At 62.8% G+C, this 25,006-nt stretch carries 21 protein-coding genes; 13 read left to right on the forward strand and 8 right to left on the reverse strand.

Annotated features, from left to right (window positions below):
• Positions 1–46: 46 nt before the first annotated feature.
• The 3 genes from GEOBRER4_RS03545 to GEOBRER4_RS03555 all read right to left on the reverse strand — a co-directional run bounded on the left by GEOBRER4_RS03545 (position 47) and on the right by GEOBRER4_RS03555 (position 2,023).
• On the reverse strand, positions 47–385 hold the full coding sequence (locus GEOBRER4_RS03545; RefSeq protein ID WP_185244250.1) for a YajD family HNH nuclease: 339 nt from the start codon (positions 383–385) through the stop codon (positions 47–49).
• A 20-nt stretch (positions 386–405) separates the two neighbouring features.
• The gene (locus GEOBRER4_RS03550) at positions 406–981 is read right to left on the reverse strand and encodes an HDIG domain-containing metalloprotein (RefSeq protein ID WP_185244251.1); all 576 of its coding nucleotides are present in this window, start codon (positions 979–981) and stop codon (positions 406–408) included.
• A 100-nt stretch (positions 982–1,081) separates the two neighbouring features.
• A complete protein-coding gene (locus tag GEOBRER4_RS03555) occupies positions 1,082–2,023 on the reverse strand; it encodes a DMT family transporter (RefSeq protein WP_185244252.1) in 942 nt (313 codons plus the stop codon).
• Between the two features lie 181 nt (positions 2,024–2,204).
• On the opposite strand from GEOBRER4_RS03555, the gene GEOBRER4_RS20415 reads away from it, so the two are divergent.
• The 3 genes from GEOBRER4_RS20415 to GEOBRER4_RS03570 all read left to right on the forward strand — a co-directional run bounded on the left by GEOBRER4_RS20415 (position 2,205) and on the right by GEOBRER4_RS03570 (position 6,132).
• Positions 2,205–4,865 (forward strand): tetratricopeptide repeat protein, encoded by a 2,661-nt coding sequence (locus GEOBRER4_RS20415; RefSeq protein WP_264177103.1) that lies wholly within the window; start codon positions 2,205–2,207, stop codon positions 4,863–4,865.
• 1 nt (position 4,866) lies between these two features.
• Complete coding sequence (locus GEOBRER4_RS03565) at positions 4,867–5,493, forward strand: LysM peptidoglycan-binding domain-containing protein (protein ID WP_185244254.1); 627 nt, start codon at positions 4,867–4,869, stop codon at positions 5,491–5,493.
• A 165-nt stretch (positions 5,494–5,658) separates the two neighbouring features.
• Positions 5,659–6,132 (forward strand): rubrerythrin, encoded by a 474-nt coding sequence (locus GEOBRER4_RS03570; RefSeq protein WP_185244255.1) that lies wholly within the window; start codon positions 5,659–5,661, stop codon positions 6,130–6,132.
• On the opposite strand, the gene GEOBRER4_RS03575 is transcribed toward GEOBRER4_RS03570, so the two are convergent.
• Genes GEOBRER4_RS03575 through GEOBRER4_RS03585 form a run of 3 tightly spaced genes read right to left on the reverse strand, consistent with a single transcriptional unit; the run spans position 6,129 to position 7,906 of the window.
• Complete coding sequence (locus GEOBRER4_RS03575; RefSeq protein WP_185244256.1) at positions 6,129–6,935, reverse strand: amidohydrolase family protein; 807 nt, start codon at positions 6,933–6,935, stop codon at positions 6,129–6,131. The two genes, GEOBRER4_RS03570 and GEOBRER4_RS03575, sit on opposite strands and share 4 nt — an antisense overlap.
• 21 nt (positions 6,936–6,956) lie before the next feature.
• Positions 6,957–7,400 (reverse strand): DUF2721 domain-containing protein, encoded by a 444-nt coding sequence (locus tag GEOBRER4_RS03580; protein WP_085813830.1) that lies wholly within the window; start codon positions 7,398–7,400, stop codon positions 6,957–6,959.
• Between the two features lie 14 nt (positions 7,401–7,414).
• Positions 7,415–7,906 (reverse strand): hypothetical protein, encoded by a 492-nt coding sequence (locus tag GEOBRER4_RS03585; RefSeq protein ID WP_185244257.1) that lies wholly within the window; start codon positions 7,904–7,906, stop codon positions 7,415–7,417.
• 501 nt (positions 7,907–8,407) lie between these two features.
• On the opposite strand from GEOBRER4_RS03585, the gene GEOBRER4_RS03590 reads away from it, so the two are divergent.
• The 10 genes from GEOBRER4_RS03590 to GEOBRER4_RS03635 all read left to right on the forward strand — a co-directional run bounded on the left by GEOBRER4_RS03590 (position 8,408) and on the right by GEOBRER4_RS03635 (position 22,990).
• A complete protein-coding gene (locus GEOBRER4_RS03590; RefSeq protein WP_185244258.1) occupies positions 8,408–11,128 on the forward strand; it encodes an Rne/Rng family ribonuclease in 2,721 nt (906 codons plus the stop codon).
• A 198-nt stretch (positions 11,129–11,326) separates the two neighbouring features.
• A complete protein-coding gene (crcB, locus tag GEOBRER4_RS03595; protein ID WP_185245276.1) occupies positions 11,327–11,701 on the forward strand; it encodes a fluoride efflux transporter CrcB in 375 nt (124 codons plus the stop codon).
• Positions 11,702–11,762: 61 nt separating this feature from the next.
• Positions 11,763–12,140: a DUF190 domain-containing protein gene (locus tag GEOBRER4_RS03600; RefSeq protein WP_085813826.1), complete on the forward strand. Its 378-nt coding sequence runs from the start codon at positions 11,763–11,765 to the stop codon at positions 12,138–12,140.
• A gap of 66 nt (positions 12,141–12,206) precedes the next feature.
• Positions 12,207–14,897 carry a 2-oxoglutarate dehydrogenase E1 component gene (locus tag GEOBRER4_RS03605; RefSeq protein ID WP_185244259.1) on the forward strand — a complete coding sequence of 897 codons (2,691 nt, stop codon included), beginning with the start codon at positions 12,207–12,209 and terminating at the stop codon, positions 14,895–14,897.
• A 173-nt stretch (positions 14,898–15,070) separates the two neighbouring features.
• Positions 15,071–16,348: a 2-oxoglutarate dehydrogenase complex dihydrolipoyllysine-residue succinyltransferase gene (gene odhB, locus GEOBRER4_RS03610; protein WP_185244260.1), complete on the forward strand. Its 1,278-nt coding sequence runs from the start codon at positions 15,071–15,073 to the stop codon at positions 16,346–16,348.
• A gap of 51 nt (positions 16,349–16,399) precedes the next feature.
• Positions 16,400–17,803, forward strand: a complete 1,404-nt coding sequence (lpdA, locus tag GEOBRER4_RS03615) for a dihydrolipoyl dehydrogenase (RefSeq protein ID WP_185244261.1) — start codon at positions 16,400–16,402, stop codon at positions 17,801–17,803.
• A gap of 22 nt (positions 17,804–17,825) precedes the next feature.
• On the forward strand, positions 17,826–18,440 hold the full coding sequence (gene lipB / locus GEOBRER4_RS03620) for a lipoyl(octanoyl) transferase LipB (protein WP_185244262.1): 615 nt from the start codon (positions 17,826–17,828) through the stop codon (positions 18,438–18,440).
• A 30-nt stretch (positions 18,441–18,470) separates the two neighbouring features.
• Complete coding sequence (locus GEOBRER4_RS03625) at positions 18,471–20,930, forward strand: Lon protease family protein (protein ID WP_185244263.1); 2,460 nt, start codon at positions 18,471–18,473, stop codon at positions 20,928–20,930.
• Positions 20,931–21,218: 288 nt separating this feature from the next.
• Positions 21,219–22,088: a diacylglycerol/lipid kinase family protein gene (locus GEOBRER4_RS03630; protein ID WP_185244264.1), complete on the forward strand. Its 870-nt coding sequence runs from the start codon at positions 21,219–21,221 to the stop codon at positions 22,086–22,088.
• A 179-nt stretch (positions 22,089–22,267) separates the two neighbouring features.
• Positions 22,268–22,990, forward strand: a complete 723-nt coding sequence (locus GEOBRER4_RS03635; RefSeq protein ID WP_185244265.1) for a response regulator — start codon at positions 22,268–22,270, stop codon at positions 22,988–22,990.
• On the opposite strand, the gene GEOBRER4_RS03640 is transcribed toward GEOBRER4_RS03635, so the two are convergent.
• Complete coding sequence (locus tag GEOBRER4_RS03640) at positions 22,987–24,033, reverse strand: TIGR04283 family arsenosugar biosynthesis glycosyltransferase (protein WP_185244266.1); 1,047 nt, start codon at positions 24,031–24,033, stop codon at positions 22,987–22,989. The two genes, GEOBRER4_RS03635 and GEOBRER4_RS03640, sit on opposite strands and share 4 nt — an antisense overlap.
• Positions 24,023–24,964, reverse strand: a complete 942-nt coding sequence (locus GEOBRER4_RS03645; protein WP_185244267.1) for a chemotaxis protein — start codon at positions 24,962–24,964, stop codon at positions 24,023–24,025. Before GEOBRER4_RS03645 ends, GEOBRER4_RS03640 begins: the two co-directional genes overlap by 11 nt.
• Between the last annotated feature and the right edge of the window lie 42 nt (positions 24,965–25,006).

Below are 25,006 nucleotides of genomic sequence, written 5' to 3' on the forward strand. Positions count from 1 at the left end.
GAAAACCAAAGTCAGATTTTCCCAGAAGTTCTCCTTGTGAGCGGTCTCAGGGTTTCTTCTCCTTCCCCTCGAGGTAGTCGGCGAGGATGGTGCGGCTGTGCTCGTCGTCGTGACAGTAGACGCAGAGGTTCTCCCAGTTGCTTCCATCCGGCGGGTTGTAGTTGTGGTTGCCGTCTTTGTGGTGCACGGTCAAAAGGTGCAGGTTGGCAAGCTCGAACTCCCTCCCGCACTTGGCGCAGATCCAGCCGTGCAGCTTGAGCGAGCGCTCCCGGTAGTTGTCGGGGCGCTGCTGCTCTCCGCGCATCTTGCGGACCAGCTCGTCTATCTCCTCGGCGCTCTTGGGCTCAACGCTCTTAGGCCCGCGCGGGCGAAACGATGGGCTCATCTCTGCCTCCTTTCCTGGGCCTACAGGTTCCCTTTCAGCCCGATGGCTTCGGCTTCGGTGCGCATCCCCTCGATGGTGTCGGAGATCAGTTCGGGAAGCTCGACGCCGATCATGGCAGCCCCCTTCTCGATGACGGAGCGGTCGGCGCCGGCGGCAAAAGCCTTGTCCTTCCACTTCTTGGTGACGCTCTTCACCGGGAGGTCCAGGATGCTCTTGGACGGCCGCACGAGCGCCGAGGCAGCCACGAGCCCGGTCAATTCGTCTATGGTGAAAAGAGTCTTCTCCAAAAGGGAGAGCGGCTCGACGTCGCTGCAGATCCCCCAGCCGTGGGAGACGACGGCGCGTATGTACTCCTCGGGCCAACCCGCTTCCCTGAGGATCTCCGGGGCCCGGTGGCAGTGCTGGTCCGGGTAGCGCTCATAATCGATGTCGTGCGCCAGCCCGATCACACCCCACATCTCCTCGTCTTCCCCATGTTTCTTGGCGAGGTGCCGCATCACAGCCTCGACGGACAGCGAATGCCTCTGCATCTGGTCGCTGGGCAGGTACTCCTTGATCAGTTCCCAGGTTGCTTCCCTGGTCGGTTTGCTGCTCATAAGCCTTTCCTCCGTTTTATCGATTTACACAAAAAAAGGTGCGACGGACGCGACTGTAGCCAACAACGGATGAGGTGTCAATCCTCCGGAGGGCGCTGTCTTAATCGGCGGCTGCCTGGGACCTCACGTAGAGCACGAGCCCCAATAGCGACAGCGCCACCCCCGCGGTCCCCGAGTAGCCCGGCCAGGCGCCCCCGAGAAAAACGATCTCCCCCAAAAGCGAAAAGACCACCTCCATGGCCTGGGTTGCGTCGACTGCCGACAGCTCCAAGGGGGTCCGCGCCAAGTGCCGCGCCTTGTAGAAAAGCGTCGTGGCGATGACGCCGGAAAACACAGCAACGATGGCGGTGTTGACCAGTTGCCCCCCGGTCGGCGGGGGAGGCCGCAGTACGACGGTCAGCACCACCCAGAAGGGGAGGGACCCTACCACCATGATCAAGACCCGGCCGATGCTGCTGTCGAGCACTCCCCCCTCCACGCCCGGCTTGGTGCCGATGCTCCCGTGCCGGGCCTCCCACACCATCTGGTTGCCGAGGGGGTAGGCGAAGGCGGCGGCGAGGACCGGCAGGATCCCGAGCATGGTTTCCCTCAACGACGCGGCGTTTGCCTGCTCGCAGGTGACAAGGACGATGCCGGTGAAGATTAGGAGCGTGAAGAGGATGCCCCGCATCGGTACCCGCTTGCGGAAAACGAGCAGCACCAGGGGCGTGGCCAGAATGGTCGATTGCCAGGTGGTGGCGACCACCCAACCGGGGGCAAAGGACGAACTGAAGGTGAGCAGGGAGTAAAAAAGGCCGAACCCGGTACTTCCTGCAACGGTCCAGAAGCGCCAGTTATCCCGGTAGGTGGTGAACACCTCGCGAAGCAGGCGCGACTTCCCGGTAATCATCAGCCAGGCGCTCAACATGACGAACATGTAAAAGTATCGGAGGCTTGCACTCCAGAGCCAGTGCCCTCCCTGCAGGCTCATAGCCCGGTTCAGGACGAAGGTACTGCTGAAGAAGAGGGCGGAAAATACACCGGTTATTATCAGTCGCGTCATTTTAACTCTATGTTGTGAACCACGAATTGCACTTAGGGGTAAATCTGTAGCTGAAATCCCTTACGAGGTAAAGGGAAAACTCATGTGCGCGGGGATGAGGCAAATACGGCAAAAACGCCGTGAAATGGGGCTCGAAACGGGTGTCAAACCCGCCATTCTGCGTTGACAATAGTTGTCTATAGTGATACTTTCCGACACGTTCAACGCTTTATACCCTATCGCTCGGAAAGGTTCACACGTGCATTTTTATAATATTTTCCGTGCTTCATTGTCAAAGATCCTCGTTGTCCTGCTTTTGGTTGCGCTCACAGTACCGGCGCCCGTCCTTGCTCTTGATTCAGAAGATTCCCAGATCTTTATCTCAGGATTCAATGCCTATCAGAAAAAGGAATACAAGACCGCCATTGACAGTATGTCAGTACTTCTCAAGAAGTATCCTGACACACCGCTCAAGGACATGGCTATCTTCTGGCTGGCGAGGGCGCACTACAAAGCCGGACATCAGCAGGACGCAGCAAAGTACATGGCGCAGTTCCTGCGGGAATATCCGGATAGCCCGCTCAAAGCGACGGTCGAGGATGGCCTTTTGTCGTTGGCGGACAAATACGAAAAGGGTGAGCCCCTTGAGGTAACGGCTAAGCCGGCGCCTGCCGAAAAGGCTCCTGTTGCAGGGCCGGACACCGCTGCCATTGCCAAGGCTGCTGCCGAGAAAGCTGCTGCCGAGAAAGCTGCTGCCGAGAAAGCTGCTGCTGAGAAAGCTGCTGCCGAGAAAGCTGCTGCTGAGAAAGCTGCTGCTGAGAAAGCTGCTGCTGAGAAAGCTGCTGCTGAGAAGGCTGCTGCGGAGAAGGTTGCTGCGGAGAAGGTTGCTGCGGAGAAGGCTGCCGCGGAGAAGGCTGCCGCGGACAAAGCTGCCGCTGTCGCGAAAATTGCAGCAGATAGAGCCGCCGCCGAGAAAGCTGCCGCCGAGAAAGCCGCAGCCGAGAAAGCCGCTGCTGCAAAGGTTGCTGCCGAGAAAGCCGCAGCTGAGAAAGCTGCTGCCGAGAAAGCTGCTGCGGAGAAGGCTGCTGCGGAGAAGGCTGCTGCGGAGAAGGCTGCTGCGGAGAAGGCTGCTGCGGAGAAGGCTGCTGCGGAGAAGGCTGCTGCGGAGAAGGCTGCCGCCCAGAAGGTTGCGCAGCAGAAGACAAAACAGACTAAGAAAAAGGAAACACGCGAGCAGAAGACGGCCAACGCCATGCGCGCGAAGGCGATTGCAGCGTACAAGGATGTCATCGACCGCTATCCCGGAACTGCCGCCGCTGCGAATGCCTCAGCTAAACTGCAGCAGATGGGTATCGAGTATCCGGTAGCCCAGAAGACCGCTGCAAGTGCCGCTCCCCAAGCGGAAGTCACGCAGGTGTTCAACCTGGAAGTGGCTCAATACGCCGACCTCGACGTGAACTTCGGACCGGCGGCGGAAACGCAGGAGGCAGGCAAGAAGTTCATCATTCCCCTGGACATCGTCAACAACGGCAACGGCAGTGACAGCTTCTACCTCGAGTCCGGGTTCCCGTCCGAGTACGCTTTCCACTTCGCTGCCGCAATTTCTCCCGATACCCCTATCAACATCACTCCGCCTCTCGAGGTCGGGGAGAAGTTCCGCGCCGTAGCCGTAGGGGTCATGCCGCGCGGCGCCATAGACGGCCAAAAGAGCAGCTTCCCGGTGAAGATCGGCTCTGCGTTCGCGCGTGAGGTGTCCCAGTCGAGGGAAATCACGCTGGTTGCTTCAGCGCCGCTTCTGCGTGCCGTGGTGAAGAACGACAAGACCAAACTGCTCCCGGGAGAGAAGGTATCCTATCGGATCTCCCTGCTGAACATCGGCACCGCCGCCGCGCGCGGGGTCACCTTGAGGCTCAATTATCCGCCGCAGTACGAGCCGGTCAGCTTCCTCCCCAACGGGTTCAGGCAGGAGGCGAAAGCCGCCCTGGTGCTAGACGGTATGCAGCTGAAGTCGGGGGAGAGCCAGGATTTCAACGTCACCTTCCAACTGAAAGAGGAAGCGCTTGCCGACCAGGAACTCTTCGTTCGCGCCGATGTCGTTAACAACGACCTCGACAAGAAGGAATCCTTCGTATCCGCGACCAGCGTGGTCCAGAAGGTCAGCTCCGTCGCTGCGAGGAGCACCGCCGGGAAGCTTGTGGTCATCCCCGGCCAGACCGTGGCGATTCCGTTGATCGTCACCAACACCGGAAACGCCCGCGACCTCTACCTGATCAAGTCGACGGTGCCGGCGAACGCCAGCTACACCTTCTTCGATGACGTCAACCGCGACGGGAAGCGCCAGACCAACGAGCCGATCATCAACCACGTAGGCCCGCTTTCTCCCAAGGAAGAGGCGTACATAGTGCTTGAAATCACCACGCCGGTTACCGCCGCTGACGGAGCCGTGGCCGCGGCCTCGGTGCAGTTCCAGCCGGAGAACGCGACCGACAGGTTCGCCTCAGTCAACCTGCAGCTGACCTATTCCCGGCCCATCCTCGAGCTCACCATGGCTGCCAAGGGTGGACGGCTCAAGCCGGGCGAGGTTTCTTCACTGGAACTCAACTGCATCAATCGCGGCACCAACCTGGCGAAGCAGGTCACCCTGCAAAGCTTCCTCCCGGCCCAGCTGGAGCTGGTAGCCGCCGACCCCGGCTTTGCCCGGGCCGACAACGGCGTCTATACCTGGCGCTTCGACGAGCTCGGCGCTGGTGAGAAGCGCAACATCAAGGTAACCTATCGTGTCAAGCCGGGCATAGCGGTCGGCACCAACATGCAGCTCAAGAACCTGCTGAACTACCAGGATCCCATCGGAAACAGGTACTAAGATGACACCTCGCAACCTACTGATCGTCACCTCCCTGCTGGCGCTGACAGTCTCAGGGACCGTACCTTGCCAAGGGGAGGAGATGCTTCTCTACTCCCCCAAGCCTGCAGCAGGGGAGCAGGCTCCGGCCGACCCCAAGGACGGAGTGCTGGTCCAGACGGTAACGGTAAAGCGTGGCGACACGCTGAAGGACCTTTCCAGGAAGCACATCGGCGTCGCCAGCTGGTTCCCGCAGGTCCTCGTCTTCAATACCATCAAGAACCCTGACCTGATCTATCCGGGCGACAAGCTGCTGGTGCCGGTGCGCCCCGGCAAGTCTACGTCGGAGCCCGCCCCTGCCTCCCGTCGGCGCTCGCATCGCGCAGCGCATCATGCCTCGCATCGCGGTGCGCCCCACGCCAAACATCGCGCAAAGATCACCGCCGGAAACGCTAGAACTGTCGCCATGCCTGTCCAGGCTGGAGAGGCGGAGAGCTACAGTGCGGCGCGCAAGGCTTACCTGGACCGGAATTACCAGAGGGCGCTCGAGCTGTTTTCCGCTTTCTTGAAAAACTTTCCGCGCTCGGGCTACGCGGCTGACGCTTCCCTTTACCGCGCGGACTGTTACCTGCACCTGTCCGGGGAGTAGCCGCCACTTCTCTTGCAACGGTCTGATTACAGACGCTCCCCCGGCTGGTAAAGGCGCTTGTATGGCCAGGCTTTGCCCCTGCCTGCACCACTGCCGCTTCTGCGGACGGTGCTGGTTTATGTGATTAAATGAGTTATTTGATGGAATGCAACAGGAGAGGGAAAAATGCCTTTCAGTATTGATGCTGGCATGGTCGAGGTGTTGGGGGTGTGCGAGAAGGCGGAATTTGCCTGCGCCGAGCTCTACCACTTATTCGCTGATCTTTTCAAGGACGACCGGGAGATCTTTTACCTCTGGCTGAGGACGGCCCTGGAGGAGGAAAACCGGGCCCGGCTCTTCGCCTTGATGGCCAAACTGCGGCATGACAACATCATCGCTTCGGTGGTTTTGGAGATGGAGCAGGCGGAAGACACCCTGCAGCACATCCGCGGGTTGATGGCGGAACTGAAGGAAAAACCTCCCACGTTGAGGGAGGCGCTGCAGACAGGGATGGAACTGGAGACCCGACTGGACCGGCTCATGAGGCAGAACGTGGTGAAATTCGCGGACGAAACCTACGAGAAGTCGTTCCTCGCGATCACCAACAGCAAGAGGCTGGAGTTGTTGCAGGAGGCCTGCCAGCGTCTTGCTGTAGCCTAATGGGAAGTAAGGGCCGCGGAGCCATCCACCGCCGGCCTGTAAAAGGCGAGGGCGTTCTGGTAGAGGGCCTTTCTCGCCAGATCCTCCCCCAGCGCATCCAGCACCAGGAGCAGGTCTTCGTCCCGGTAAGGGCGCGGCGCCCTCGTTGAGGGGAGATCGGTCCCGAACATGAGTGCCTCGGGGTTTGCCGAGGCGATCTCCTTCAGAGCACCCTTCACATCGAAGTCCACCCGTCCAAAGCCCGTCGCTTTTACCCGCACCCCGTGCTCGACCAGCTTCAGCAGTACCTTGAACCCATCTTTTGACAGCCCCAGATGGTCAATGCTCACCGCCGGCAGCGTGAGCAGGGTCCGCTCCAATCCCGCAAGCTCCCTCGAATCGATGTAAAGCTCCACGTGCCAGCGCAGCATCTGGTGGACCCTGTGCGCCATCTCCTCCAGGTGTTCGATCCCTTCGGATCCCCCCCGCTTGATGTTGAACCGGACCGCCCGTACCCCCGCCGCGTCCAGTCGCAGCAGTTCGGCTTCGCTCACCGTCGCAGGCAGTTGCGTCACGCCGACGAAGGCGGGCCCCAGGGTGGCGAGGGCGTCGAGCAGGTAGCTCTGGTCCATGGCCTGGAAGGAGCCGGAAACAATGGCGCCGCCGCAAAGGGCCATGCCGTCGGTGCGCGCGAGGTAGTCGCCACAGGCGAAATCGTCGGGGAGATAACCCTGGTTCGGCACCAGGGGGAACCGGCGATCTACGATGTGAAAATGGCTGTCGAAAACGGGGATGCCCCCTGCTAGCTTCAGTACCTTCGACATCGATGCCTCCCGGCGCTGCCCTTATTTGGGTCCTATCTTGAGGCTTCCCTTGGCGATGAAGATCTCGCGCAGGAAGCTGATCAGTCCAACGACCATCAGCATCATGGCGATGATGAAGAGGACGGCGACGGGAAGCGAAATGTCGTAGCGGAGGTAGTCCCCCAGAAAGAGCATGGCGATGACTGTGCAAACGAGGACCGCCGTGGCGGTGCAGAGGAAGATCGCGTGCCCGATCAGGTCCGCGCGGCGCGACAGCACCCGCAGGTATGCGTGAATCTCGGGGATGATGTCTTCGGGGGCGTTCTCGAGCTTCCCCTCATGGTAGCGGGCGCGGTCGATGATGCGCGCTAGCCGGTTGGTCATCACGCTCAGCATGGTCCCCACCGCGGTGAGGAGAAAGACCGGGGCGACCGAAAGTTGGATGACGTGGGCGACAGCCCCAAGCGATTGCGTATCGCGCAGCATGTGTTGCTCCTTTTCTATGAACCTTCGAATCTCTGCTCGACCTCGGACCGAAACTGTTCCAGGTCGATCCCTTTCAGCCTGATCAGGTCGTTCATTACCGGGTCTAGCATGGCGTTGGCGACGTTTACCGCCCCCCGTTTCTCCTGGATCTCTTTGAGAGCTTTTTCGCGCCCTTCCTGGCTCAGCAGGAGGTCCGAGCGCTCGTTGTAGAAGCGGTGGATCAGGAAGTTCCGCCCACGCTGGGCCTTGCGTAGCGCCAGCACCGCCTCGTCGGTGAAACCTACCCTCTTCTTGATCTCGTCCATGAGGCGGCCCAGGGTCTGGCTCCCCAAATTCTCCATGGAGCCGCGGAACTCCTGATCGGAGAGGTTGCCGTCGCTTAGGTCGGTCAGCAGGGTGACGATGAAGGAGATGTAAAGCTCCAGGCGCTGGCAGTCCTGCACGGCCGCTCCCATCTCTAGATAGAGCGGGTTAAGTGCTGAAGTATCGATCTTGACGCCCTGCATGGCACATCCTCTGGGAAAAATTTAAGCCAATGCAATACCACAAATAAACGTAGCTATAAACAGCTAATTAGCTGAAGGCATTTTGCGGGGCGTAGCGGCTTCGGTCCGCGAAAGCGGAGGGGGACGGGGTGCCCTGCGCACTGGCCCCGCATAGGCAAGGGGATGGGGGCAAAGCGACCTTCGCCGAAGATGCGGCTTCCCTTGCGAGGGTAGGCCGACTTCTGGTTAGAGGGGTGCGAAAGGATTCTCATTTGAACCGGGGCAACTGCGGCTGGACCACAATACCGCGAGGGCATTGCGCTTTTTTGTGTGCGATCAACAGAATCTCTGTTATAATCACTCGGTTTTCATTAATCTTGACCGCTCCCCAATCTGGGGGGATGGATATAAAGAAAGTCTCAGGCCGGGTTGCCCGGCGGGAACAATACTAGGCGCGAGGCGTGCCGCCGGTCAGTTACGACCAGGCACCGCAGCCCCTAAACGAAAGGGAAATAAGGATTTATGTCAAAAAAAATGCTGATTAACGCGCTGCACCCAGAGGAAGCGCGAGTGGCGATCGTCGAGGACGGCCGCCTGGTGGATCTGGATGTGGAGATCGCCGGCAACGAACAGATCCGCGGCAACATCTACAAGGGGGTCGTGGTTCGCGTGGAGCAGGGGCTGCAGGCCGCCTTCGTCGATATCGGGCTGAAGAAGCTCGGTTTCCTGCAGATGGGGGAACTGCACCCGGAGAACTGGAAGTGGCGTGACGACATCCCTGAGGACCAGAGGCACCGCCGCCCCCGCATCCAGGAGGTGCTTCGTCGGGGACAGGAGCTGATCGTACAGGTCGAGAAGGGGGAGCGGGACAACAAGGGCTCCGCGCTCACCACGTACGTCTCGCTGCCGGGGCGCTACATGGTGCTGATGCCGGGAAGCGACTCCGCCGGCATTTCCCGCAAGGTCGAGGGGGAGGGGGAGCGCAAGAAGCTCAAGGAAATCATCGCCGAGATGACCATCCCCGAGGGGTACGGCTACATCATCCGGACCGAGGCGATGGGGAGGACCCGCGAGGAGCTCCAGAAGGACCTGGACAACCTGATTGCCACCTACCAGGGGATCCGCACCCAGGGTCTGGCCATGAAGGGTGCGGGGATGATCTACCAGGAGTCCGCGCTCATCATAAGGACCATCCGGGACTACTTCTCCGCCGACATAGACGAGGTGCTGGTGGACAGCAAGGACGTCTACAACGATGTCCGCGACTGCCTGAAGGAGATAGACCCCGCGTTCGAGAAGCTGGTCAAGATGCACCAGGAAAAGCGCCCGATCTTCTCGCGCTACCAGCTGGAGGAGCAGATCGACCTGATCTACGAGAAGAAGGTCCCCCTGAAGTCGGGCGGGTCCATCTTCATTGAGCCTACCGAGGCGCTGGTGTCGATCGACGTCAACTCGGGGAAGTCCACCGGCGAGAAGGGGGTCGAGGACACCGCGTTCAAGACCAACATGGAAGCGGCCGAGGAGGCTGCGCGGCAGCTGCGGCTGCGCGACCTGGGCGGGCTTATCGTTATCGACTTCATCGATATGCGTGATCGCAAGCACAACGCCGAGGTGGAAAAGACGCTTAAGACGGCACTCAAGGCGGACAAGGCGCGGGTGAACGTCTCGCGCATCTCCGAGTTCGGCCTTTTGGAGATGTCGCGCCAGCGCATCCGCCAGACCCTGAACCAGGCCTCCACCCTGGAGTGCCCGCACTGCGACGGCAGGGGTAAGGTTAAGTCCGTCGAGGCGATGGCGCTTTCCTTCCTCAGGAAGGTGCACGCGGCCGCAGCCAAGGGGACCATCGGCGAGGTGGTGGGGGGGCTGCCGCTCGAGGTAGCGTACTACCTCCTGAACCGCAAGCGTCACGAGCTTTCCCAGATTGAGAACGACTACGACATCGAGGTGACGGTGAAAGGTAAACCGTCCTACCTCCTGAACCAGATGGACCTGGAGCTGATCAAGCGGGAAAAACCCGCAATCGAAGAGCTGCCGCAGGAAAAGCCGGTCCACGGGCGGTCGCTGCCGAAGGAAGAAGCGGCCCAGGAGCCGGCCGAAGGGCGCAAGAAAAAGAAGAAGGGGAAAAAGACCCCGGAGCCGGAGGGTGCACCCCACGCCGAGGCGCTGCCGGTTGCCGTCGTGGAGGAGCCAGGCGGCGCCGAGCTGGTGCTGACCGTCGAGGGCGAGCCGGAGGAACACAAGAAAAAACGCCGCCGCAAGCGCAAGCGGGGCAAGGGGGGCGCAGCCGAAGCTGGCGCCGAGGCCGAAGTCGAGCTTCCGGCCGCGGAGCCCGGGACCCTTCCCGCGCCGGGACCGGTCACGGAGCAGGCGGCCGGCGAGGTGGAACAGCCCCACCACGAGGCGGGAGAAGAAGTGAAGAAGAAGCGCCGGCGCAAAAGGCGGCGCGGCAAGGGGGGGCACGAGGCGCAGCTGCATGAGGGCGCGCCGGAATTCCCGCAGCAGTTGGAGGCTTTCGCCGCAGCTGGCGACATCCCGGTGCAGGAAGTGACCCCCGTGATAACCGCCTCCCCCGTTTCCGCCGAACCTGGCGCAGCAGTGAAAAAGGGGCGCAAAAGGGGGAAAGCGCGCGCCGAGGAGCCTGCCGTCGCCGGCGGTGCCGCAGGAGAGGTCGAGGCGATAACCATTCCGGCAGAGGTGCTCGCGCCGGCGGAGTCCGCCCCGAAGCCGAAGCGTCCGCGCTCCGGCCGCAAAGCCAAGGAAGCGGCCGCGGAGCAGGGAACGGTGGCTGTCGCCGCAGCGGCAACCGGTGGCGCTGCGGAGCCAGCAACCGGCGCCGAGGCACCCGCGGAGCCGGCCAAGGCCAAACGGAAACCGCGAGGGGGCAAGGCCGCCAAGGAGGCCGAAGCGGCCCCGGCCGCCGAAGCCGGGGAGGCAAAGGCTGTACCGGCCCGAAAGAAAGCCGCCGCGGCGGAAGGGAAAGAGGTAGAGGTCAAGGCCAAGGCCGCCAAGGGTAGCAGAGCCAAGGCTCCCAAGGAGAAAAAGGAGCAGGAGGCCGTGACGTCAGCGACAGAAGCTACCCCCGCTCCGGCCCAGGCCCAAGCGCCTGCCAAGGCTCGCGCCCCCCGTGCCCCGCGCAAAAAGGCGGCGCCGGAGGGTGAGCAAGCACCGGCCACGCCGGTCGAGGAGAAGCCCAAGAAGCCGCGGGCACCGCGGAAGAAAAAAGAAGAATCATCCGCAGAATAGCTTTTCTGCCTTGCCACCGCCGGAACCCTGGAAGCCGACCTGCTTCTTCACGAGTCAGGATTTCAGGGTTCCGGTATTTCGACGTCGCCGCTGAAACAGGTGCAGGGCAACTACCTTCAGCCCGAATCCTCCTCCGACATCTTCGGCGCGAGCCTCGGATGGAGCTTCCAAGACACTGAATCGGGAGAGGCTTCCCAGATGGAGCAGTTGGTCTACATAGCGCTTTTAGGCGCCCTCGGCTGTCTGTGCCGCTACTTTCTGTCCGGATTCGTCTACCAGATTTTCGGCTCCTCCTTTCCCTATGGGACCCTTGCCGTCAACCTGATCGGGGCTTTCCTGATCGGGCTGGTGATGGAGTTTTCCGTCCGAAGCGCGGCCATTCCCCCCACCCTGCGCTTTGCCATCACCATAGGGTTTCTCGGGGGGCTCACCACCTTTTCTACCTTCAGTTTCGAGACCTTCAGGCTTTTGGAGGACGGCGCGCTCCTGATCGCTTTCACCAACGTCCTGGTCAGCGTCGTCGCCTGCCTTACCTGCACCTGGATCGGGATCATGGTGGCGCGGGCGCTTTAGGCCGGCTGGCAGGAAACGGGACACGCTTTACCATCAAAGCTTTAAAAAAATAGGAGAGCGAATGAACAGCAGGAACATGACCCTGGAAGAAGACAGAAACACGATGCTCGGCGAGCAAGTGCTGCTCAGGATCTTCATAGGCGAACGGGACAAATACAAGCACATCCCCCTTTACGAAGCCCTGGTCGAGCTGTTCCGCAAGGAAGGGTTCGCCGGCGCCACCGTGCTGCGGGGGATCGCCGGCTTCGGCGCCCACAGCATGTACCACACGGACCGGCTGCTGCGGCTTTCCACCGACCTCCCCATCGTGCTGGAAGTTGTGGACCAGAGGGAGCGGATCGAGGCGGTGCTTCCGACCGTGGAGGGGATGATGGACGGCGGCCTCATCACCATGGAAAAGGTGCTGGTGCTGCGCTACGCCAAGAAGCGCTCCAGCTAGCCCTTCGGCTTGAAACGAAATCTTCCTCTGCTACACTCTGTCCATTCATGATAATGGGAGCTGAAGATGGGGATATTGGACAACCTGAGCCCGCTTTGGATCGAGAACCAGTACGAGGTATGGAAGAAGGACCCGGAGCAGCTTTCCGAGGCATGGCGGGCCTTCTTCAACGGCTTTGAGCTGGGAGTGAACCAACCGCCCCAAGAGGCCGCCACTCTTGGGCCCGCGGAGGCTCTGAAGCACTCGGGGGTCCAGTCCCTCATCTACCGCTACCGCGACATTGGGCACCTGCTCGCCTGCACCGACCCGCTTTCCCCCTGCCAAATAGAACACCCGCTCCTCTCCCTGGACGCCTTCGGCCTGGAGCCGTCCGACCTCGATAAGACCTTCCACACCAAGCGTTTCATGAGGCAGAGCGCCACCCTGAAAGAGATCCTGCAGGTGCTGCGCAGCACCTATTGCGGCTCGGTCGGCGTCGAGTTCATGCACCTGCAAAACCCCGAGGAGCGGCAGTGGCTCATCGACCGGATGGAGCCCGTGGCCAACCGGGGACGCTTCGATGCGGAAAAGCGGCTGAGGCTTTTGAAGAAGCTCAAGGAGGCTGCGCTTTTCGAGCGCGAGCTGCACAAGAAGTTCCCGGGTCAGACCCGGTTCTCGCTGGAAGGGGGGGACGCCCTGATCCCGCTTCTGGATGCTGCGGTCGTCAAGGCCGCAGAGCTCGGGGTCACCGATGTGGTGTTCGGCATGCCGCACCGAGGCCGCCTCAACGTGCTGGCGAACATCTTTGGCATGCCCTACGAAAACCTCTTCGCCGAGTTCGGCGACAACAGGGAATACGGCGTCGTCGGTGAGGGGGACGTTAAGTACCACAAGGGGTACTCCGTCGATCTCGCCTTGCCCGGCGAGCGCGCCATCCATCTGACCCTCACCTCGAACCCAAGCCACCTGGAGGCCATCGACCCGGTGGTGCAGGGGAAGTGCCGCGCCCGCCAGGACCGGATGGAGGAGGGGGCGGAGGGGCGCGTGCTGCCGCTATTGATCCACGGGGACGCAGCTTTCGCGGGACAGGGAGTGGTGGCGGAGACGCTCAACCTCTCGCAGCTTGCCGGCTACCGCACCGGCGGAACGCTGCACGTGGTCCTCAACAACCAGATCGGCTTCACCACCTCGGCCGCCGACGCCAGGTCCAGCCACTACGCAACCGACGTGGCCAAGATGGTGCGGGCGCCGGTGTTCCATGTCTATGGCGACGATGCCGAGGCCGTGGTCCACATCGCCCAGCTTGCTTTGGAATATCGCGACCGCTACCGAAAGGACGTGGTGGTCGAGGTGATCTGCTACCGCAGGCACGGGCACAACGAGGGGGACGAGCCCTACTTCACCCAGCCGCTCATGTACGAGCAGATCAAGCTGCGCCCCCCGCTGCATTCGCTCTACGAGATGGAGCTTCTGGGGGAGGGATTCGCCGAGGAGGAGCTGAAGGAGGTCGAGAACGAGGTGGCGCAGCGCCTCTCCCAGGCAGGGGGGAAAAGCGCCGAACCGGTCGAGAGCGCATTTATGGCGCGCTGGAGCGGCATGAAGCCGGGGACGGAAAAAGTCCCGGTCTCCACCTCTGTTGCGGCGGCTTCGCTCTTGGAGCTCTCGGAAAAGCTCAGCCTCATTCCCGAGGGGTTCCAGCCGCATCCGAAGGTTGCGGGCATCCTGCAGAAGCGGCGCGAGGCCGTGCTGAAGGGGGGACCGCTTGACTGGGGGAACGTGGAGAGCCTAGCTTTCGCCACACTTCTGGCGCAGGGGGTTCCGGTCCGCCTCTCCGGGCAGGATGTCAGGCGCGGCACCTTCAGCCACCGGCACGCCGTCCTCTTCGACCAGCAAGACGGCAGCTCCTACCTGCCGCTTGCCGGAGTCGGCGCGCAAAGTGCGTTCTTCTGCGTCTACGACAGCATGCTGGCCGAATTCTCCGTCATGGGGTTCGAGTACGGTTACTCCATAGAAGCCCCGGAGGCGCTCACCATCTGGGAGGCGCAGTACGGCGACTTCGCCAACGGCGCACAGGTGATCATCGACCAGTTCATCGTGAGTGGCGAGGCGAAGTGGGGGCGCTCCAGCGGGCTCGTGCTGATGCTCCCGCACGGCTACGAGGGGCAGGGGGCTGAGCACTCCAGCGCCCGCATCGAGCGCTTCCTCGAACTGGCGGCGGCCGGCAACATCCAGGTCGTCTACCCAACCACCCCGGCACAGCTCTTCCACGTGCTGCGTCGGCAGATGCTGCAGCCTTTCCGCAAGCCGCTGATCCTTTTCACCCCCAAGAGCCTTTTGCGCCACCCAGACTGCGTTTCCAAGCTGGAGGAACTTTCCTCCGGCGGCTTCAAGGAGGTGATCGCTGACCCCCCCGCGGCAGGAGAGGTGCAGGAGGTGCTTCTTTGCAGCGGGAAGATCTACTACGACCTTCTGGGGCGGATCAGGAAGGACCAGGTGCAGGGGCGCGCGCTGGTGCGCATCGAGCAGCTCTACCCTTTGCCGATGGACCTGCTCCGGGAAGAGTTGCAGCGCTACCCCTCCGGCGTCCGTTACAGCTGGGTGCAGGAGGAGCCGCGCAACATGGGAGGGTGGCGATTCCTGCACGAGCCTCTTTGCGAGATACTCGGGGTGGTGCCCCGGTACGTCGGGCGTCCGGAAGCAGCGGCGCCGGCCTCCGGTTCCCACCGGCTGGACCGGGTGGAGCAGGAGCGCATCATAGAGGACGCGCTGCAGCGTTAGCTGGCCGTCTTCGTTTTACAGGCTGCAGTTCCCATAGCATCTCCCCCCGCGGTATCGCATCGCAACGAATCAAGCTCCATGCTTTTGCTGCGCGGTTAATCAAGATAGGAAGAATCCGGTCCCGGTGAAGTTCAGACATGAACCTTACCTTGCAGCCGGTCCAGGAGTCGGAAATGGAAATCAAGGTTCCCGCGGTGGGCGAGTCGGTATATGAGGCGGTGATCGCCAGGTGGCTCAAGAAGTCGGGCGACGTCGTGTCTAAGGACGAGCCGCTTTGCGAGATCGAAACGGACAAGGTGACCCTGGAGGTGACCTCTGAGGCGGACGGCGTTTTGACCACCCTGGCGGCCGAGGGGGAGACGGTGAAGATCGGCGCGGTGATCGCCACCATAGACGCCCGCGGCGCCGAGTCCGCACCCGCCGCAGGCGCTGCCGCTTCGGCGAAGTCCTCGCCTGCAGCCGCCCCTGCCGCCGAGGCCGCCCCGGCCAAGACGGCCCCAAAGGGTGCGCCACCTCCCATCTCGCCATCTGGGCGCAAGCTGGCGCGCGAGCTGGGCGTGGAGCCACAGGATGTGCAGGGATCCGGGCGTGGGGGGCGCGTGACCAGGGAGGACCTTCTGAAGGCAGAGGGGGCCGGGCCCGCTCCCGCCGGTGGCCAACCCTCCGTGCAGGCACAGCCTGCGCCGGCTGTGAAGTCCGAGCCGGCACCCGCTCCCCCGTCACGTCCCGCCCCGTCCCCTTCCCAAGAGGCGGAGCGCGTGGTCCGAAAGCCGATGACGCAGATCCGGAAGCGGATCGCGCAGCGGCTGGTCTCGGTGCGGCAGCAGACCGCCATGCTCACCACCTTCAACGAGGCGGACATGAGCCAGGTGATGCTGCTGCGCCAGAAGTACGGCGAACACTTCCTGAAGCGCCACGGCGTGAAGCTCGGGCTGATGTCCTTTTTCGTCCGCGCCTGCTGCGAGGCGCTGGCCCAGTTCCCTGACGTGAATGCGAGGATCGACGGCGACGACATCGTCTACCACAACTTCTGCGACATTGGGGTCGCCGTCGGTAGCGATAGGGGGCTCGTGGTGCCGGTCTTGAGGGGCGCGGAGAGCCTCACGCTCGCGGGGATCGAGCAGCGGATCGCGGAGTACGCCGAGAAGGTGCGCAAAAACCGCATCGCCATCGCCGACCTGGAGGGGGGGACCTTCACCATCTCCAACGGCGGCGTCTACGGTTCCATGCTTTCCACCCCGATCCTCAATCCGCCGCAAAGCGGGGTGTTGGGGATGCACGCGATCCAAAAGCGCGCCGTAGTGGTGGGGGACGAGATCGTCATCCGCCCCATGATGTACCTGGCGCTCTCCTACGATCACCGCATCGTGGACGGGCAGGGGGCAGTCGGGTTCCTGAAGCTGGTGAAGGAGTACATCGAGGAGCCGGAGGAGTTGCTGCTCGAAGGGTAGGACAACGCAACCCTCCTGCCGACGAGGCGGGGGGAGTAGCCGGGGGGAGAGATGTCCGAAGAGATATTCGATCTGGTGGTGATTGGCGCGGGGCCCGGAGGCTACGTCGCCGCCATACGGGCAGCGCAGCTGGGGATGACCGTGGCCGTGGTGGAGAAGCGGGGTACTCTCGGTGGGGTCTGCCTCAACGAGGGGTGCATTCCCAGCAAGGCGCTGCTCGACTCAAGCGAGCTCTTTCATCTGGCCGGGCACCGCTTCTCAGCGCACGGCATCGAGGTGGCGCCTCCGACCCTGAACCTCGGGCAGATGATGGCCAGAAAGGACGACGTGGTCAAGAAGCTCACCGACGGCATCGCCTTTTTGTTCAAGAAGAACAAGATCAAAAGCGTCAACGGCACAGCGAGGCTTGCCGGCAGCGACGCCGCAGGGGTGCACAAGATCGAGGTGCAGGGGGGGGAGGAAATCCGGGCCAAAAAAGTCCTCCTTGCCACCGGCAGCGACCCGGTGCAGCTTCCCTCCCTTCCCTTCGACTGGGAATCCGTCGTGAGCGCCCGCGAGGCGCTCAGCTTCGACAAGGTCCCCGAGCACCTGCTCGTGGTCGGAGGCGGCTACATAGGGCTCGAGCTCGGATCGGTCTGGCTCAGGCTGGGCGCCCAGGTCACCGTGGTGGAGATGCTCCCGCGGCTCATCGCGGGGAGCGACGGCCAGGTGGCGGAGGCGCTTTTGCGCTCGCTCAAGAAGCAGGGGATGCGCTTTTTGCTGGGGGCGAAGGTGGCCGGCGTCGAGAAGCGCGAAGGATCACTGCTGGCGCGGGTGGAGGTCGAGGGAGGGGTGCAGGAGATCGGCTGCGACAAGGTCCTCGTCGCGGTGGGGCGCAGGCCGCTGACCGCGGGGCTCGGGCTGGAAGAGCTGGGTGTCGCCCTGGAAAACGGGCGCGTCAAGGTGGACGAGGATTACCTTACCAGCGTCCCCGGCGTCTACGCCATAGGGGACCTGATCTCGGGTCCGATGCTGGCACACAAGGCGATGGAGGAAGGGGCGGTCTGCGTCGAGAGGATGCGCGGGGAGCCGAGCCTTGTCGATTACGGCTGCGTCCCTGGCGTCTGCTACACCTGGCCTGAGGCGGCGTCGGTTGGCAAAACCGAGGACGCGCTCAAGGAGGAGGGGATTCCCTACAAAAGCGGCAAGTTCAACTTCATGGGCAACGGGCGCGCCAAGTGCATGGACGAGACCGAAGGGTTCGTCAAGGTGCTCTCCGACGTCGAAGGGACGCGTCTTCTCGGGGTGCACATCTTCGGCCCGCGCGCCTCAGACATGATAGCCGAAGCGGTGACGGTGATGAGCTTTGGCGGCAGCAGCGAGGACATCGCCCTCATCATGCACGCCCACCCGACCCTCTCCGAGGCGATGAAGGAGGCGGCCTTGGACGTGGACAAAAGGGCGATACACGGCTGATCCCAGCTTTCGGTGATAGCGTATGATCTGCAAAGACGTAGGCGTCATCGGCTATGCCGAGGCGCTCCGGATACAGGAACAACTGGTGGTGGAGGTGCAACAGGGGGGCGAGGAGGCCCTCTTGCTGCTTGAGCACCTCCCCGTCTACACCATCGGCGCGGGGGGGAGCACGGAGAACGTTCTCGACCCGGAACTTGAGCCGGTCCGGGTGAACCGCGGCGGGGACGTCACCTACCACGGCCCGGGGCAGCTGGTATGCTATCCCATCCTCGACCTTTCACGGCGCGGGCGCGACCTGCATCGCTACCTTCGTTTCCTGGAGCTTTTCCTGGTCGAGATTTGCGCCGACCTCGGGGTTGCCTGCCATACCGTTCCCGGGCGCACAGGCGTCTGGACCGGCAACGGTAAGCTGGCCTCGATAGGGGTAGGGGTGAGGCGCTGGGTCTCCATGCACGGCTTTGCGCTCAACGTCTCCCCGGACACCGCGCCCTTTTCCCGGATCAACCCCTGCGGCATGCCCGACTGTCGCATCACCTCCCTGAGTCTTGAGCTCGGGGAGGAGCTTTTCGTCGACGACCTGAAAGAAACGGTCGCCGAGCGCTTCCAACCGCTTCTGCACCAGCACCTGCCACGATAGCCCAACAAAACGTGGGCAAGGAGGCTCCCCATGTCCGAAACCGACTGCCGGGTACCTGTAGAGAAGCTTCGCTGGGTGTGCGACCCCGCCCTGTTCAATTTTAAGACCACCGAAGAGATCGCCGGCCTGCAGGGGAACATCGCGCAGAACAGGGCCACCGCCGCCATAGACTTCGGCCTCGGCATGCCCAACAACGGGTTCAACATCTACCTGGCGGGGGATACCGGAACCGGAAGAACCTCGACGATCCGGCAGATGCTGCAGAAGTACGTGAAAGGCACCTCCCCCCCAAGCGACTGGTGCTACGTCCACAACTTCGACGCCCCCGACGCCCCCCTGGCGCTCGCGCTCCCCGCAGGGATGGGTAAGGAGCTTGCCGCCGACATGCGGGAGCTGTTGGATTACATGCGCTCCGACATCCCTACCGCCCTGGAGAGCAAGGAGTACGAGACCAACCGGGTCACCCTGATCGAGCAGTTCCAGGAGAAAAACGGTGAGATCTTCTCCGAGCTGGAAAAGGAGGCGACTGATAGGGGATTCGCGCTGCAGCGCACCGTCTCCGGCCTAGTCATCGTCCCCCAGAAGGAGGGGCGCAACTTCACCCAGGAGGAATACGAGGCGCTGGAGAAGGGCGAGCGGGAGCAGCTCGACTCCGTCGGCCGGGAACTCACCGAGAGGCTCAACGACTGCCTGCGCCAGGTGCGCGAGAACGAGAAGTTGCTGCGCGACGCCCTCTCGCAGCTGGACCGCGAGTTGGGACTTTCCGCCGTGGGGCACCACCTCGACCCCCTGAAGGAAAAGTACGTCGGCTTCCAGAAGGTCCAGAAATACCTGGACGACGTTCAGGAAGACCTCCTCTTGAACCTGGAGGACTTCAAGCCGCAGGTGGCGCCTCCCCAGATCCCGGGGCTGAAGCTGCCCAAGCAGGAGCCGACCTTCGAACGCTACGAGGTGAACGTCCTGGTGGAGAACAACCCGGACAACGGCGCACCCATGGTGTTCGAGTCCAACCCGACCTACACCAACCTTTTCGGACGGATCGAGAACATCATGCAGATGGGGGGGGTGGCCAGCACCAACTTCACGCTGATCAAGCCGGGCGCCCTGCACCGCGCCAACGGCGGCTACCTCATCGTGGACGCCCGCGAGGTGCTGATCAACCCCTTCGCCTGGGAGTCCTTGAAGCGCTGCATCAGGAACATGGAGATCAAGATCGAGGACGTCCTTGAGCAGTACCGCTTCATGACGGTGGTCTCGCTCAAGCCCGAGCCGATACCGCTGAACGCGAAGATCATCATGATCGGGTCGCTTTGGATCTACTACCTCCTCTTCTACATGGAGCCGGACTACCGGAAGTTCTTCAAGGTGAAGGCCGACTTCGACAACCAGATCCACCGGACCCCCGAGGTGATGCAGGACTACGCCCTGTTCGTCGCGGCCCACTGCTGCAAGGAGGGGCTCCTTCCCTTCGACACCACGGGCGTCGCGGCCCTTCTGGAGTACGCCTCGCTCCTGGTGGAGGACCAGGAGCGGCTTTCCTCACAGTTCACCGAGCTCTCCGACCTGATCCGGGAGGCGAGCTACTGGGCCCAGCGCGAGGGGGCCGAGGTGGTGGACCGCGGCTGGGTGAAGCGGGCGGTGCACGAGAAGACCTTCCGCTCCAACCGGATCGAGGAGCGGATCCAGGAATACCTGGCGAAGGGGGTGATCCTGTGCGACACCAAGGGGAGTGTCGTCGGGCAGATCAACGGCCTCTCCGTCATGACCCTCGGCGATTACACCTTCGGCCGCCCCTCCCGTCTCACCATACGGGTCTCGCAGGGTCGGGCCGGCATGGTCAACATCGAGCGCGAGGTGAAGCTTTCCGGCCCGATCCACGACAAGGGGGTGCTGATCCTGACCGGCTACCTGGCCGGAAAGTTCGCCCAGGACCAGCCGCTCTCCTTCTCCGCGCACATCTGCTTCGAGCAGTCCTATGAAGGGGTCGAAGGGGACAGCGCCTCCAGCGCCGAACTCTACGGCCTGCTCTCCGCGCTCTCCGGGCTTCCCATCCGGCAAGGGATAGCGGTGACCGGGAGCGTGAACCAACTCGGCCAGATCCAGCCCATCGGCGGCGTCAACTACAAGATCGAAGGGTTCTACAACGTCTGCAAGGCCAAGGGGTTGACCGGCGAACAGGGGGTCCTCATTCCCAAGATCAACGAGCACAACCTGATGCTGAACGACGAGGTGGTGCAGGCGGTCCAGGACGGTATGTTCCACATCTGGAGCGTCCAGGAGGTGGACCAGGGGATCGAGATACTGACCGGAGTCGCGGCGGGGAAGATGGCCGAGGATGGGAGCTACCCCGAGGGGAGCGTCAACTTCCTGGTGCAAAAGAGGCTGAAGCAGATGTTCGAGAACATGCGGCGGCTGGCGCAGCAGGACAAGGATCCGGCGAAGGAGGAGGGGGCTCTCCCGCTCCCTGGGACCGGCCCCTTGAAGGAATGAGAAAAAGAGGTTGCGGGATCTAAGATAACGAGAACTTGAAAAGGGGAGGGCGATTTGCTACCTTCCGCGAGGGCCGCACGCCGCGGCCCTTTTCGTTGCCGGTTACCAGGATTCCTCAGCTGCCTCACGAGTCCCCTCCCCCGGAGGGGGAGGGACAGGGAGGGGGAAACCGATTCCGCCTATCCCCCCTCCCGGCCTCCCCCCTCCGGGGGAAGGAGAGCGGAGCGACAAAGCGCGCACGGGCGCGTGGGCGGCTGATCATTATTTTAATCCTGTGGAGGTTCTCGCTTGCCCAGCCGCTGCTTTCTCATCGTGAACCCCACCTCGGGAAGCTATTCCCAGAAGACCGTCGACCGGATCATGGCCGGGCTCAGACAAAGGGGGCTAGACCCCGAGCTGATGCCGACCACAAGCGCCGCCGACCCCGCGCTCTTCGCGGCGCGCCTTTGCGCCGAGCACGACGATCCGCTGATGGTCGTTGCCGGCGGCGATGGCACGGTGAACGGCGTCCTGAACGGCCTGGTTCCGGGTAAGGCGACGCTCGGGGTGGTACCGCTTGGGACCGCCAACGTCCTGGCGCGGGAGTTGGGGATCGCTTCCGTCGACGACGCCCTGGACCGACTGGCTCGCAGGGCGACCCGCCCCATCTCGGTCGGCGAGATCGAGCGGGACGGGGAGAAAAGACGCTTCCTGCTCATGGCCGGCGCCGGGATGGACGGTGCGGTGGTGCGCGGTGTGCGCCTTTCCGAGAAACGGATTTTAGGCAAGGGCGCCTACCTGCTCTCTGCGCTCAGGGTGCTCCTTTCCTGGGACCGGTCGGAGCTGAGCGTCACCGCTGCCGGGCGAAGCCTCTCCTGCCACGGGGTGATCGTATGCAACGCCGCCAAGTACGGCGGCAACTTCGTCCTCGCCCCGGAGGCGGACCTCTTCTCCCCCGGTTTCCAGGTGCTCTGCATCAAGGGGGGGCGGCTGGCCTACCTGAAGCTCGGCCTCATGCTCCTTTTCGGAGGGGCCTCGGTTGCCGGCTCGGTGACCTCCTTCGCCGCGACCGAACTGGAGCTCTCCGGTGACAAGGCGGTGCAGTTGGACGGCGACTATTTCTGCTGCACCCCCTTGCGTATCAGGACGCTCCCGGACTTGGTCCGCCTGGTGCTCTGAGCGCCGCCGTAGCCGAAATCCGCTGTGATCTTTCCCACTTGACGATGGCTGCAATATTGGATTAATGTGGCACTTGCCGTCTGCCGGGCCTTGGGCTCGTGGCGGCTTGCTTGCGGGCAGCTCTTCAACATGAGGCCGGACCTCGCCGCGGAAGAGGTCAATCGACAGGGGGAGTGGGCATGGCTTATCCGAAGATAATGCTGGTGGACGACACCCGGCTGATACTGGAGCTGGAGAAGAGTTTCCTCAAACTGTCGCACGTTGACATCGTCACCGCCGGCAACGGCGCCGAGGCGCTGGAGCTGATCCGGAAGGACCCCCCCGATCTGATCTTCATGGACATGCACATGCCGGTCATGGACGGCGTCGCCTGCTGCGCCGAGCTGAAAGCCGACCCGTTTTTATGCGGCATTCCGGTGGTGATGCTGACCACCGCGGGGAAGGAAGAAGACCGGGAGCGGGCGAAGCTGGCCGGTTGCGACAACTTCCTCACCAAGCCGCTCGACCGCCGCTTGTTCCTAGATCTCGCCCGCAAGTACACCGACGCGGTGGAGCGGCGCGAGCCGCGCATCCCCTGCCACCTGCCGGCCCTTTTCCTGCAGGGCAAAACCCCCGTCGGCGGCGTCGTCCTCGACATCGGTGACGGGGGCGTGTTCGTGGCGACAAGGGAGCGGCTGCTGTTGCACCAGAAACTCCGCCTGGCGCTTTACCTTCAGGGGGAGCGCCCGCGGCTGTTGGAGCTGAAGGGATGGGTGGCCTGGCTGAACGAGGAGGGGAAACGGGTGCACAATTCTCTGCCGGTCGGCTTCGGGATGGAGTTCCTGGAATTGGGCGAAGAGGAGACGGCGGTGCTGAAGTCCTTCCTAGCCGCCCTCAGGCCGGAAGAGCCTCCGGCCTCCTAGCGGGAAAAACGCATGGTTGCCTGGAACCAGAACCAGGTTAAAAGGGCCGCGGCGCAGTTGCCGCCCCTGTTGTCGATGAGCCGCCCGAGAAGGCGGTCGTGCAGCGCGAGAAACCTTCCCCCTTTACCTTCCCCCGCACCACCCGTCACCACGTCCAGAAAAAAAGCGATCTGCCAGGCGTTGCTCCTGACGTAGCTCCCGGTGTCGTACCAAAGCCGCCACCGCTGCCGGCGCGGCAGTTGCGCCATCTTGCGGTAAAGGGGGTGCAGGATGGGGCGCAACTTGAGCGTCTTGGCCGCGTCCTGGCTGCGGTAGCTTTCCTTTAGCGATTCGATCAGAGAGAGGTGGCCGAGGGTGGCCAGGTTCATCAGGATGGCGTTCAGGCTCTGGCGGGGGAGGAGCCCCTCGGTAAGGAAGCGGCGGGGCGAGGTGGCGATGCGGGAGGGGAAGAGGATCCATTTCCCCCGCTCCCTGATCCTCTCGGCGAGGAAGGTGTCCTCCATGAGCGGAAGCGCGCTCTGGAAGGGGCCTGTCTCCTCGAAGAAGTCGCGCCCCAGCATGAAACCCTGGTCGCCGTGGGTGCATCCGGGGCGGTCCAGCGCCGCCTTGGCGCCGTAGAAGCGGTAGGGGAGAGGGGCGGGGCCGTCGAAATCGAAAAAAAGGGAGAAGCGGCCGGCGACCCTGGGCCCGGTCCGGCGTGCCTCCTTGAGCGCGTCCACAGCTTTTCTGAATGCCAGCGGATCGTCGAACCTGGAATCCACGTGGAGAAAGAGGAGCAACTCCCCGCGCGCCGCTGCCGCCCCGCGGTTCATCTGCGCTCCCCTTCCCTTTCCCCCCTCGATCAGCGTCAGCGCAAACGGGGCCTGCGCCGCGAAGCCGCGGGCGAGCGCCGCTCCGCCGTCGCCGGCACCCCCGTCCGAAATGATCACTTCGAAGTGCAGCTCGCGCTGGCTAGCCATCGTCTCCAGGAAGGGAAGCAGGTTTCCTTCCTCGTTGTAGACCGGCACGACGACCGACAGCTCGGGGACTTCGTCAAAGGACAAGCGTGTCCGCCTTCTCGACCAGGTGGGGGAGGTCGGGCTTGGTGAGGATGCCGCTTGCCCCGAGGTCGCGCCATTTCAGCTTGTTGTCCTCGCTGGCGAGGGAGGAGAAGATGACCACGGGGAGCTTTTCCAGAGCCCCTTCCTTCCGGATCAGGGAGGTGAGGTGCAGCCCGTCCATCCGGGGCATCTCGATGTCGGTGATGACCAGGTTCAGGCAATCGGTCACCGCCTTGCCGCTTTCGGCGCACTGCTGGCGCACGCTGCAGACGTACTCCCAAGCCTCCTCGCCGTTTTCCGCCTCCACCACCTGGTAGCCGGCGTCGCGCAGGGTCCCGCACATGGTCTTGCGGATGAAGGAGGAGTCGTCGGCGACCAGGATGGTCTTCTCGTGCCGGTTGATCGCCGAGTGGGCGAGCAGGAGGTCTTCGCCGGGGGCGGAGAGCGCCATGGTGGACGAGAGTTCGCCGATGATCTTTTCGAAGTCGAGGATCAGGATGATGCGGTCCTCCATCTTGACCACGCCGGTGATGTTCGCATCGTGGATCGCCTTCACCGGCGGCTCCACGTGCTCCCAGGAGATGCGGTAGATGCGGGAGACCGAGTGGACCTGGATCCCGACGATGATCCTGTTGAATTCAAGGACGATGACGCGGTCCGCCAGGATCCCGTCGCAGTTCTTGTTGAGCGCCCGGGAGAGGTCGATCAGCGTGATCACCTGGTCCCTGAGCTTGATCATGCCGCTTACCGACGGGTTAGCGTTCACCACCTTGCGCGTGTTGGGGAGCCTGATTATCTCGCGCACCTTGGCCACGTTGACGCCGAAGTAGCACGGGACCACGTTCCCCTTGCCGTCAAGCTCGTCTATTCTGAATTCAACTATTTCCAGTTCGTTGGTGCCGCTTTCCAACAGGATCTTGTTGCTCGGTTCCATGTGCCCCCCGCATCGCTTTTTTGTCCGCTTTCTCCTTTTTAC

Origin of the sequence: Citrifermentans bremense (assembly GCF_014218275.1) — a bacterium.
Lineage (GTDB): Bacteria > Desulfobacterota > Desulfuromonadia > Geobacterales > Geobacteraceae > Geomonas > Geomonas pelophila.

Excerpts from the sequence above, each read along its gene's own strand:
- GEOBRER4_RS03545 (WP_185244250.1), bottom strand. The coding sequence starts at position 385 with ATGAGCCCATCGTTTCGCCCGCGCGGGCCTAAGAGCGTTGAGCCCAAG.
- GEOBRER4_RS03550 (WP_185244251.1), bottom strand. The coding sequence starts at position 981 with ATGAGCAGCAAACCGACCAGGGAAGCAACCTGGGAACTGATCAAGGAG.
- GEOBRER4_RS03555 (WP_185244252.1), bottom strand. The coding sequence starts at position 2,023 with ATGACGCGACTGATAATAACCGGTGTATTTTCCGCCCTCTTCTTCAGC.
- GEOBRER4_RS03565 (WP_185244254.1), top strand. The coding sequence starts at position 4,867 with ATGACACCTCGCAACCTACTGATCGTCACCTCCCTGCTGGCGCTGACA.
- GEOBRER4_RS03570 (WP_185244255.1), top strand. The coding sequence starts at position 5,659 with ATGCCTTTCAGTATTGATGCTGGCATGGTCGAGGTGTTGGGGGTGTGC.
- GEOBRER4_RS03575 (WP_185244256.1), bottom strand. The coding sequence starts at position 6,935 with ATGTCGAAGGTACTGAAGCTAGCAGGGGGCATCCCCGTTTTCGACAGC.
- GEOBRER4_RS03580 (WP_085813830.1), bottom strand. The coding sequence starts at position 7,400 with ATGCTGCGCGATACGCAATCGCTTGGGGCTGTCGCCCACGTCATCCAA.
- GEOBRER4_RS03585 (WP_185244257.1), bottom strand. The coding sequence starts at position 7,906 with ATGCAGGGCGTCAAGATCGATACTTCAGCACTTAACCCGCTCTATCTA.
- GEOBRER4_RS03590 (WP_185244258.1), top strand. The coding sequence starts at position 8,408 with ATGTCAAAAAAAATGCTGATTAACGCGCTGCACCCAGAGGAAGCGCGA.
- crcB (WP_185245276.1), top strand. The coding sequence starts at position 11,327 with ATGGAGCAGTTGGTCTACATAGCGCTTTTAGGCGCCCTCGGCTGTCTG.
- GEOBRER4_RS03600 (WP_085813826.1), top strand. The coding sequence starts at position 11,763 with ATGAACAGCAGGAACATGACCCTGGAAGAAGACAGAAACACGATGCTC.
- GEOBRER4_RS03605 (WP_185244259.1), top strand. The coding sequence starts at position 12,207 with ATGGGGATATTGGACAACCTGAGCCCGCTTTGGATCGAGAACCAGTAC.
- odhB (WP_185244260.1), top strand. The coding sequence starts at position 15,071 with ATGGAAATCAAGGTTCCCGCGGTGGGCGAGTCGGTATATGAGGCGGTG.
- lpdA (WP_185244261.1), top strand. The coding sequence starts at position 16,400 with ATGTCCGAAGAGATATTCGATCTGGTGGTGATTGGCGCGGGGCCCGGA.
- lipB (WP_185244262.1), top strand. The coding sequence starts at position 17,826 with ATGATCTGCAAAGACGTAGGCGTCATCGGCTATGCCGAGGCGCTCCGG.
- GEOBRER4_RS03625 (WP_185244263.1), top strand. The coding sequence starts at position 18,471 with ATGTCCGAAACCGACTGCCGGGTACCTGTAGAGAAGCTTCGCTGGGTG.
- GEOBRER4_RS03635 (WP_185244265.1), top strand. The coding sequence starts at position 22,268 with ATGGCTTATCCGAAGATAATGCTGGTGGACGACACCCGGCTGATACTG.
- GEOBRER4_RS03645 (WP_185244267.1), bottom strand. The coding sequence starts at position 24,964 with ATGGAACCGAGCAACAAGATCCTGTTGGAAAGCGGCACCAACGAACTG.